The following is a 9,218-nucleotide window of genomic DNA, read 5'->3' on the forward strand; positions in this document are numbered from 1 at the left end:
TAAGTTATGCAAAGCGAAAAAAGCAAAAAAAGATATACGGTTATATTCCCAGCATTAATGTTAATAATAGGGATAACATTGGTATGTTGGATATTGTTTGGTCTCGAAGAGAAAAAACCTTTGGCGGTAGCAGAAGCCATAGAGACCTTGCAGTCGGCGGTGAATAGATATTATGTTGCAAATAACGTATGGCCTGCAGATATGGCAACCCTACAGGCTGCTGGGTATTTACCTGCCAGCTTTTTAAAGACTACCCCTTGGGGAGGAGTCTATTCTATTGGTGTGAATAGTGCTGATCCACAAAAATTTGATATTCGCCTTAGTCTCCCATCGTCTGCAGTAGCTAAGCTAACCACAGTACCTTTGGATAAGCGGTGGGAATCTACGACAGCATGGTGGCTCCCAGTAGCGCTTTTCTTGGGTATGTGCTTTATGGGATATTTCCTGCTGATTTATCCAGGTGTCCTGAATTGTTGCTCGCGAGAAAGGAAGAAAAAAATACATAAGGAGTGCTAGGGATATGGAATTATTAAATGCAATACGTAAATTAGAAAAAGAAGGTTGGAAACGATTTTCAAATAACCGAGCACCTAATACTAAAAAAAATCTAAAAAAATATGATTTTTGTACTTATGGGATATTATTGTTTTATAGATTAAAAAACCAGGGATAAAATAGTGAAGTTGAGCGCGCTCAACTTTTAATATAGGCTTTAAAACGAAGAGTGGAAGACAGGATAATTTGTCCTGTCTTTTTTTATGTCTAAATTTATTTTTCTACGGTTATATCAATAGAGAAAATTATTTTAATATAGAAGGAGGAGCTATCGTGATTATAAGTCCAAGCAAGCTCAAGAAATACGCAAAGGAAATCAATCCTAATATGCGAATTTCAAAAAGATATATTATTGGGCTGGAGATATATCTCCAGGACAAAATAGAAGGTCATGTCAAGAGAAATAAGGGGAAAAAGACACTTTTAGATGATGTCTTTTTGGGATTACCGGCAAGAAAAAAATAAAAAGAGGAGGGATTTGAAATGATGAAATGGTTTATATGCCCAGATGAGGGCAAAATAGAGCCTTGTGAGTGTCTAAAAGAAGGTGGGTGCCGTATGGGAGATCGTTGCGCTTCCAGGTCGACCTTGAAATTAGCAAGCAGGCAAAGAGAATGGAAGGGAACTCCTAGCACAACACAGATGATTAATGGAACAATGTTGGCTTTTCTGCAGTTAACTGTAGATTATGGGCTGTCTATAGATCAAATGGCATTCAGGTTGTTAGGAACAAGCTCCCATGCGAAATTGGAAGTAGAAGATGAACTTTCGTTGCTTGAGCAGAAGTTTGAGCAAGATGGGCAAAGTGGGATCGCGGATTTTGTAGAAACAGAAAATGGGCTGTCAATACTTGGGGATTATAAAACATCAGGAAGCTTTAAGGTCTCAAAGGCATTGGGTTTCTATAAAAAAACAATTTTCACAGGGGAATATTATAAGAGTGGAGAAAGAAAGGATGAGCCCAAGACAAAAAAGATTCTGGTCCAGGAACCAGATAAGGTTGACATGCGGGAATGGGAATTGCAGCTGAACAGATACCGTCTCTTTGTAGAAAGTAACGATATAAAAATAAATCGCATAAAGATTGAGGCGATTGTTCGAGATGGTGGAACTATTGCAGCTAGAAGCAGGGGTGTGGATAAAAATCTTTATTATTTTGATGTAAAAATTCTACCTGATGAGGAGGTGAGAGAATATTTCAAACAGAAACGGGACGCGCTTTTAAAAGCATTGGCAGATGGGAAATGGGATGAGCCGTGCAAGGAAGAAGAAAGATGGGGAAACGGAGACAAGAAACCTCTAAGGTGTTTATTCTACTGCCCTGTAAACTTTGCGTGCCCCTTCTATAAGGAACTTGTTGTTGATAAGGAAGATGATGTGGAACAAGAGAAGATAGTCAAGGTGGCATAAAACAAGAAATATAATAAAAACAAAAGGAGGGTGTGTTATGATCAAGGGAATAAGCGATGTAAGAAGGTGTCCGAGACTGGGTTATATTCGATTAGGGCTAAAAGGGAAGACCGAAAGTGGTAAGGAATATCCAAAAGAAGTAGATTATTTCATTTTAGAGCCTCATACGGGAAGCAAGACAGACGATAAAAGACTGCTGGAAGAATTTTATGCTCTATATGGAGAAAAACCGAAGTCTATCAATGTAATGTTCCCTCCAACTGATAGAGATCGCTTTTTCCCGCAGTACTACAAGAGATATGGTACAAACGCAGGATTAAAGTGTAAAGGAGACGGAGAAAGAGCGGTATGTGTTTCAAGAGAGGATGCTGAGGGACTAGAGGTTATTGGTAAGTCAGATTTTGGGCAGTTAGTAGTAAAGTGTTTGGGGCCGGAATGCCCGTATCAAAAAGGGCCAAAAACGTCTTGTAGAAGGTTGGCCTGTCTGCAAGTGCTATTGCCTGAGCTGTCAATGGGAGTGTTTCAGTTGAATACGTCCTCGTATCACTCTATTGTAAACGTAAATTCCGCTTTGGATTGGATACAGGGGTTGTGTGGCAGGTATTCTATGATTCCAATCGCGCTGAGAAGGGTGCCGCAGAAGATACAACATAGAGGGGCAATGAGAATACATTATATTTTAAAAATAGATCTCAACAAGAGCCTTTCAGAACTGCAAAAGCTGGGTCTTATTGCACCTGAAAAAGCAACGTTGTCATTTCCTGAAGTAGATGATAGAAAGGATACGGTTCTCTATACAGAGGCGAATAATGGAGAAGACGAGAATGGTGCTAAGAAAGCAGATACAATCTCCAAGGATGACGTTAATAAGGCAGATAAGGCGGGCTCTCATTCTCAGACAGAACAAAATAATGGAGACCTAAAGTTGAATGACGTGTCTGACGTTAAAGAAGACAAACAAAAGATAAAAAACACCCAGGAACCCACAGTAGAAAAAGAGCAAAAAGAAAAACCTGATCAGGGGAAAAAGAAAGATAGCGAAAAAGAGGAGGTAGTTATTTCTGAAGATGTTCTTGACCAAAAATTAACTTTTGGAATTCATAACGGGAAAACATGGAAAGAAGTAGCAGAAATAGACCTGGGATATATTGACTACATTGCGAAGGGAAAAACAGACAACAGTGAGACAGCAAGAAAAGTGTTGGTGTTTCTTTCTAAAAAGGCGAATGGGCAAACTGAAGACAAAAAGATAGAGGTTGAAGAAAAAGATGTTAAATATGAAAGTTTGTTGACGAGAGTAAAGGGTTTTGAAAAGATACTTGGGAAGAGTGTTGCAGATGAAGCAAGAGAAGCGTTGCATTATGGAGAAATAGAAACTTTGACGATGGATGAATTAATGAATTTGAATGGTGTTTTGGATAAATGTTCACAGCAAGAGAAACTTGTTGCCGCATAGGGCCAAAAGACGGCTAAAAACATATAAGAAATATGGAGAATAGTAAAAAATGGATGATAAATTTAAAAAAGAGGTTGATGACCTTGAAAAAGAAATTAATTTGAAGCATTTCGCAAAATGGATGACAAAGCATTTAGAAAAAGCAAAAAACGATATGATACCTATGCGCGATAAGTGGGGAAAGATGATTTCTTTTTGTTTGAGGTCAATGAAACGCTTGGCACTTTTATTTGAGGGGAAACTAGAAGATAAAAACGATGCAATGGTGGATGAACTGATAATAAAAGAAATCAAGCTGTTCGAACGAGGCTTAAAAAACATTAAAAATCATATTAAGGATCCTAACAAAAAGAGGGGATGAGATGAAACTGGAAACAGCCAAAAAAATAGCGCATGATTTTATGGAGCAGATATCCCCCTTTTGCTTGAGGACTGAAAGCGCAGGATCCGTAAGGAGAGGGGAGTTAGAAATTCAGGATATAGACATCTGCGCAATCCCGAAAGCCTTGTTTGGATTAAAAACCGTTATGGACCGGCAGCATTATATAAAGGGCAGATTCCCCTCAAGAAATTCTCAGATTAAATTTAAGGGTGAGAAGATAGACATCTTCTGGTGTAGCCGGGAAAACTGGGGGAATACCTTCTTAATCCGGACCGGCCCGTGGGAATTTAGTAAATGGATCATGGGAACTAAAACCAGAGAAGTAGGACTGAGACAAAGAGAAGGTTATCTCTGGAGAGGGAATGAAAGATTGAGTTGTCCCAAGGAAGCTGATGTCTTCAAGTTATTGGAAATGGATTTTATAGAGCCGAAAGATCGAGTTTTTGGAGAAATTACGAAACAAGGCTGCCTGTAAAATTATGAGAGGAGCTAGACAATGACACGAGTAGCGTTTAGAGAGGAGCTTCATTTAAGCAAAGCCAATACGGCAAAGCTAGAAACAGTGAATGAAATAATTGAGGACTATGCACAGCAGGGATATAGACTTACTTTAAGACAATTATATTATCAGCTTGTATCAAGAGATATTATCCCAAATGTCCAAGCTGAGTATGCAAAATTAAGCACTTTGCTTGTGAATGGTCGCATGTCAGGCGTTGTTGATTGGGATGCTATTGAAGACAGAATTAGAATACCGTTTTTGCCATATTGGGTTGCTGGTATTGAAGGCGCTATAAATGATACAATTACACAATACAGACTGGATAGACAGAAAGAACAAAAAGTTTATATTGAGTTATGGGTTGAGAAAGATGCTTTAAGCGGGGTGCTAAAAAGAATTACCTCTCATTATCATATTAAATTGATGGTTAATAGAGGATATAGTTCTTGCACAGCAATGCACGATGCTTACGAAAGATTAAGAAGATATGAAGATGAAGAAAAACAAACTTGTGTTTTATATCTTGGGGATCATGACCCTTCAGGGCTTGATATGATTAGAGATGTAAGAGAGCGATTAGAAGAATTTGGAGTTTATCCGGAGGTTAGGCATATAGGTTTAACAAAAGAGCAGATAGAAAAATTTAGCCCTCCTCCAAATCCAGCAAAGATAACAGATCCGCGCGCAGGTTGGTATATACAAAAGCATGGAAACTCTTCATGGGAAGTTGATGCTCTTGATCCAAAAGTTTTACATCAATTAGTTAGAGAAAACGTTGAAGAGTTGATTGATATGGATTTATTCAAATCTCAGTTGAAACAAGAAAGTCAAGATAAAAAGGCGTTGCGAGTAGCAGCAGAGAAAATTGTTAATGGACTAGACAGGTAGGGCTATTTATGGAGAGAAAGGGAAATGACACATAAAAATTTAGAACTATTAAATTCCTCTCAAAGAGAAGCTGTTATATACAAAGACGGCCCTCTTTTGATAGTTGCCGGGGCGGGAAGCGGCAAAACAAGGGTTTTAACGCACCGTGTAGCATATCTAGTGGAAAGCGGCATTAAACCGTATAATATTCTCGCCTTAACATTCACAAATAAAGCTGCTGGGGAAATGAAAAATAGAATTATATCTCTAGTGCCAGGGGTTTCATATAGCAGCTTTTGGTTAGGCACGTTTCACGGAATATGTCTCAGGATCTTAAAAGCTGAATCGAAATTACTTGGGAGCTTTAAAAATTTTATTATTTATGATGAAACAGATCAGATAGCATTGATTAAAGAATGCATAAAGAATTTGAATTTAGACGAAAAGAAGTACAAGTCAGGAATTGTTTGTGGAAAAATAAGCAGAGCAAAAGACGATTGTATTGGCCCAAAAGAGTATCTTGATATGGCTGATAATTTTTATCAGCAGCTCATGGCCAAAATTTATAAGAAATACAATGAACGGCTGCGAGAAATAGGCGCTCTGGATTTTGGAGATCTTATTTCTCACACAATATTTCTTTTTAAGAAATATCCTGACGTGCTTGAAAAGTACCGGAACAAATTTCAGCACGTACTTGTAGATGAGTACCAGGACACGAATCATGCGCAGTATATATTTTTGGAACTGTTAACAGTGGGGAAAAAGAACATTGCTGTTGTTGGGGATCCTGACCAGTCAATTTTTGGCTGGCGGGGAGCGAATATTTCAAATATTATGAATTTCGAAAAGGATTTCCCAAATGTAAAAACAATAAAGCTTGAAGAAAACTATCGCTCTACGCAGGCAATATTGTCATCAGCAAACAATATTATAAAAAACAATAGGGAAAGAAAAGAAAAAGTGCTCTGGACAAAAAACATACAAGGCGATATGCCGATATATTGTAATAATGAAGACGATCTTGAAGAAGCAGAATACGTTGCGGGGCAGATAGAAGACTTCTTAAGTCAGGGGGGAACATGTAAGGACATTGCTGTCTTTTATCGCATTCATTCGCTATCAAGGGTAATTGAAGACGCGCTTAGGCGAAGAAGCATACCCTATGTGATAGTAGGGGGTGTGAGATTCTACGATCGCAAGGAAGTTAAGGATATACTGGCTTATTTGCGGGTTATCTCCAACCCAAATGATGTCATAAGCTTAAAAAGAATTATCAATTTGCCCGCAAGAGGAATTGGGGATGTTTCGTTGAAAAAGATAGAGGATCGTTTGGATTCTCGGGGTGTATCTTTGTTTAATGCATTATCTGAATTAAACAACATAGATATCCCTATAAAGACGAAAGAAAAAATAAGCGCTTTTGTTGGCTTTATAAGAAAGCATCAGTGTTTTGAGGGCAGTTTGGCGGAAATGCTAAAGAAATTAATTGAAGATTTAGATTATTTTAATTATTTAAAAAGACAAGATTTACTTGGGACAGAAGAAAGAATCGAGAATGTAAGGGAGCTTATATCGGCGATAGCGGAATATGAAGAAAACGGCGAGTCTCCTGCCCTGGCAGAGTTTTTAGAACAAGTTGCGCTCATTTCCGATATTGATAACTGGGATAATAAAAGCAATGCTGTAACATTGATGACGCTTCATAGCGCAAAGGGGCTGGAATTTCCGGTTTGCTTTATAATTGGTATGGAGGAGGATATATTGCCGCATAAGAAACTATCAACGGGCGAAAGCGATATAGAAGAGGAGCGAAGACTTTGTTATGTGGGTATGACAAGAGCACAGGAAAGATTATATTGCTCTTCGGCAAAGAGAAGAAGGATCTATGGCCGCTGGCAGGATATGAAAACATCGCGATTTGTGGAAGAGATGAAAACAGTGGGAAAGATAAAGTGACCAACAAAAAGTTGAGCGCGCTCAACTTTCATTATAAGCTTAGAAACAAAAATGCTCTTTTCTCCTATTTAAAACAATAAAAGCTATACATAAAGACATATAAGCTTTTAAAATATCTCTTGACAAACAAAAAATGGTATATTAGTATTGTGTTCAGGTAAATATAGGAGTGCAAAATGCAAAAAGACGGGATAGAATTAAATGCAGATGCTTATAAAGTAGATCAAGCTGCGAAGGTTTTAGATCTAGGAGAAGATACAATAAGGCGATATATACGAGAGGGAAAACTTGAAGCTAAGAAAGTAGGGAAAGAGTGGTATATATCGAGGCCTGCTTTGGAAAAACTCATTGGCCTGAAAAAATAAAACAAGGGACTAAAACAATGAGAACCATTGCATTTGCTAACCAAAAGGGTGGCGTTGGTAAAACAACATCCACAGTTAATCTTGGGGCGGGCTTGGCTGAAAATGGGAAAAAGGTCCTATTGGTGGATCTGGATCCTCAAGCAAACTTAACTTATTCTCTCGGCATAAAGGGTCATGAACTAAAAGAAACAATTTATGATGTTTTTAAAAACGGGAAGGACATAGAAAATATAATTATTAAAAGGAATAACTTTTTTGTGGCGCCAACAAGTATAGATCTTTCAGGGGCAGAAATAGAGTTGGTAAGCATTGCCGGGAGAGAGCTGCTTTTAAAAGATGCCCTAGAAGGTCTAGTTGGCTATGATTATATCTTGATAGACTGCCCACCATCTTTAGGCTTGCTTACGCTAAATGGGTTGGTTGCAGCAGAGGAGGTTTTTATAGCAATACAGACTGAATATCTAGCGCTCCAGGGTATGAGTAAGATGCTTGAGACGATTAATGTTGTTAAGCGACGGCTTAATAAAAGACTTTCTATCTCTGGTGTAATTTGCACCCTATATGATGGAAGAAAAAATCTTCACAAAGAGGTTGCGGAAAAAGTAAAGGAGCATTTTAAAAATAAGGTGTTTAAAACTATTATTAGGGACAATATATCGCTTGCTGAGTCAACAAGTTATGGTCAAACGATTTTTGAGTATAAAGATAATAGCTATGGAGCTGAGGACTATATGGAATTAGCAAGAGAAGTTGTAAAAATGGAGAGATAATATGGCTAAAGAAAAGAAACTGAGATTGGGAAGAGATCCGCTGGATTGGGTTAAACCAACTGTGCTTGAGGGCAAAAAAGAAGACGAATTGCGCGAGATACCTGTGGATAAAATTGTTTTTGATAAAAACCAACCTCGTGTTTATGGTAAAGACGCCGAAGATCTCGAGATAAAAGAATTGGCCGAAAGCATAAAATCTGTTGGCCTGCTAGAGCCTATCACTGTGTGCAAGCTTCCAGACGGTAATTTTTTAGTTAGGTTGGGTGAACGCAGAGCGAAGGCCTACATTACAACCGGGAAGAAGAAAATTACGGCAATCATTAAAGGCAAAGATGAGAGCCGCGAAGATGTTTATTTAAAACAGTTAATTGAAAACATTCAAAGAAAAAACCTAAATATCTATGAGGTCGGCATTGCCTATAGTAAGTTAAGTAAAGACTTTAATATGAAGCAGGATGCGATAGGGAAGCGAGTTGGAAAGACGAAGTCAGCAGTTAATAAGTATATTAATATATCTAAATTACCCAATGAAATAAAAGAAAAATGTGAGTGTGCACATATTAGCTCTTTTAGACTTTTGGATCCAATTGCAACAGCATATAATAAAAACCCTAATTCTGTACTAAAATATTTAGATAGTGTTATTAAATTGGGAAAGAAAGTAGAAAAAAGAGAAGATATTGAAACGGGATTAAAAAAAACAAGAAAGAAAGAAGAATATAAAAGAGAGAGATTTATGTTTAACAACGAGGAAGTTACAGTTAATGTTGCTATAAAACAAAACTTAGTTAATATTAATATTAATAGAAAAAAGAAAGAAATAGATGGCGTTTATTTGGCTAGTATATTAAAGAAATTAAGTAGAAAATATGGGGAATAAATTTAGTTGTAAGATAGGGAAAATTCTATATACTAAATTAAAAGATGAAGAAATTAATTTATAAAATATTTA

General features: G+C 37.4%; 12 protein-coding genes. All 12 read left to right on the forward strand.

Annotated elements, in window-relative coordinates; genetic code table 11:
- The first annotated feature begins 6 nt into the window (after positions 1-6).
- On the forward strand, positions 7-516 hold the full coding sequence (locus KKC91_11120) for a hypothetical protein (GenBank protein MBU0479103.1): 510 nt from the start codon (positions 7-9) through the stop codon (positions 514-516).
- A 4-nt stretch (positions 517-520) separates the two neighbouring features.
- A complete protein-coding gene (locus KKC91_11125) occupies positions 521-673 on the forward strand; it encodes a hypothetical protein (protein ID MBU0479104.1) in 153 nt (50 codons plus the stop codon).
- Positions 674-828: 155 nt separating this feature from the next.
- The gene (locus KKC91_11130) at positions 829-1,020 is read left to right on the forward strand and encodes a hypothetical protein (protein MBU0479105.1); all 192 of its coding nucleotides are present in this window, start codon (positions 829-831) and stop codon (positions 1,018-1,020) included.
- 18 nt (positions 1,021-1,038) lie between these two features.
- Entirely contained in the window at positions 1,039-1,965 is a 927-nt protein-coding gene (locus tag KKC91_11135; protein ID MBU0479106.1) for a hypothetical protein, read from the forward strand.
- Between the two features lie 37 nt (positions 1,966-2,002).
- A complete protein-coding gene (locus KKC91_11140) occupies positions 2,003-3,421 on the forward strand; it encodes a hypothetical protein (GenBank protein MBU0479107.1) in 1,419 nt (472 codons plus the stop codon).
- A gap of 49 nt (positions 3,422-3,470) precedes the next feature.
- On the forward strand, positions 3,471-3,782 hold the full coding sequence (locus KKC91_11145) for a hypothetical protein (GenBank protein MBU0479108.1): 312 nt from the start codon (positions 3,471-3,473) through the stop codon (positions 3,780-3,782).
- 1 nt (position 3,783) lies between these two features.
- Positions 3,784-4,278, forward strand: coding sequence for a hypothetical protein (locus KKC91_11150; GenBank protein MBU0479109.1), 495 nt, complete (start codon positions 3,784-3,786; stop codon positions 4,276-4,278).
- Positions 4,279-4,299: 21 nt separating this feature from the next.
- Positions 4,300-5,193 carry a hypothetical protein gene (locus KKC91_11155; GenBank protein MBU0479110.1) on the forward strand — a complete coding sequence of 298 codons (894 nt, stop codon included), beginning with the start codon at positions 4,300-4,302 and terminating at the stop codon, positions 5,191-5,193.
- Positions 5,194-5,217: 24 nt separating this feature from the next.
- The gene (locus KKC91_11160; GenBank protein MBU0479111.1) at positions 5,218-7,131 is read left to right on the forward strand and encodes a UvrD-helicase domain-containing protein; all 1,914 of its coding nucleotides are present in this window, start codon (positions 5,218-5,220) and stop codon (positions 7,129-7,131) included.
- 176 nt (positions 7,132-7,307) lie between these two features.
- The gene (locus tag KKC91_11165) at positions 7,308-7,496 is read left to right on the forward strand and encodes a helix-turn-helix domain-containing protein (GenBank protein ID MBU0479112.1); all 189 of its coding nucleotides are present in this window, start codon (positions 7,308-7,310) and stop codon (positions 7,494-7,496) included.
- Between the two features lie 17 nt (positions 7,497-7,513).
- Positions 7,514-8,266 carry an AAA family ATPase gene (locus KKC91_11170; protein ID MBU0479113.1) on the forward strand — a complete coding sequence of 251 codons (753 nt, stop codon included), beginning with the start codon at positions 7,514-7,516 and terminating at the stop codon, positions 8,264-8,266.
- A gap of 1 nt (position 8,267) precedes the next feature.
- Positions 8,268-9,146 (forward strand): ParB/RepB/Spo0J family partition protein, encoded by an 879-nt coding sequence (locus KKC91_11175; protein MBU0479114.1) that lies wholly within the window; start codon positions 8,268-8,270, stop codon positions 9,144-9,146.
- The last annotated feature ends 72 nt before the right edge of the window (positions 9,147-9,218 follow it).

This window comes from bacterium (assembly GCA_018812485.1).
Taxonomy (GTDB): domain Bacteria; phylum JAHJDO01; class JAHJDO01; order JAHJDO01; family JAHJDO01; genus JAHJDO01.

Excerpts from the sequence above, each read along its gene's own strand:
- KKC91_11120 (MBU0479103.1), top strand. The coding sequence starts at position 7 with ATGCAAAGCGAAAAAAGCAAAAAAAGATATACGGTTATATTCCCAGCA.
- KKC91_11125 (MBU0479104.1), top strand. The coding sequence starts at position 521 with ATGGAATTATTAAATGCAATACGTAAATTAGAAAAAGAAGGTTGGAAA.
- KKC91_11135 (MBU0479106.1), top strand. The coding sequence starts at position 1,039 with ATGATGAAATGGTTTATATGCCCAGATGAGGGCAAAATAGAGCCTTGT.
- KKC91_11140 (MBU0479107.1), top strand. The coding sequence starts at position 2,003 with ATGATCAAGGGAATAAGCGATGTAAGAAGGTGTCCGAGACTGGGTTAT.
- KKC91_11145 (MBU0479108.1), top strand. The coding sequence starts at position 3,471 with ATGGATGATAAATTTAAAAAAGAGGTTGATGACCTTGAAAAAGAAATT.
- KKC91_11150 (MBU0479109.1), top strand. The coding sequence starts at position 3,784 with ATGAAACTGGAAACAGCCAAAAAAATAGCGCATGATTTTATGGAGCAG.
- KKC91_11155 (MBU0479110.1), top strand. The coding sequence starts at position 4,300 with ATGACACGAGTAGCGTTTAGAGAGGAGCTTCATTTAAGCAAAGCCAAT.
- KKC91_11160 (MBU0479111.1), top strand. The coding sequence starts at position 5,218 with ATGACACATAAAAATTTAGAACTATTAAATTCCTCTCAAAGAGAAGCT.
- KKC91_11165 (MBU0479112.1), top strand. The coding sequence starts at position 7,308 with ATGCAAAAAGACGGGATAGAATTAAATGCAGATGCTTATAAAGTAGAT.
- KKC91_11170 (MBU0479113.1), top strand. The coding sequence starts at position 7,514 with ATGAGAACCATTGCATTTGCTAACCAAAAGGGTGGCGTTGGTAAAACA.
- KKC91_11175 (MBU0479114.1), top strand. The coding sequence starts at position 8,268 with ATGGCTAAAGAAAAGAAACTGAGATTGGGAAGAGATCCGCTGGATTGG.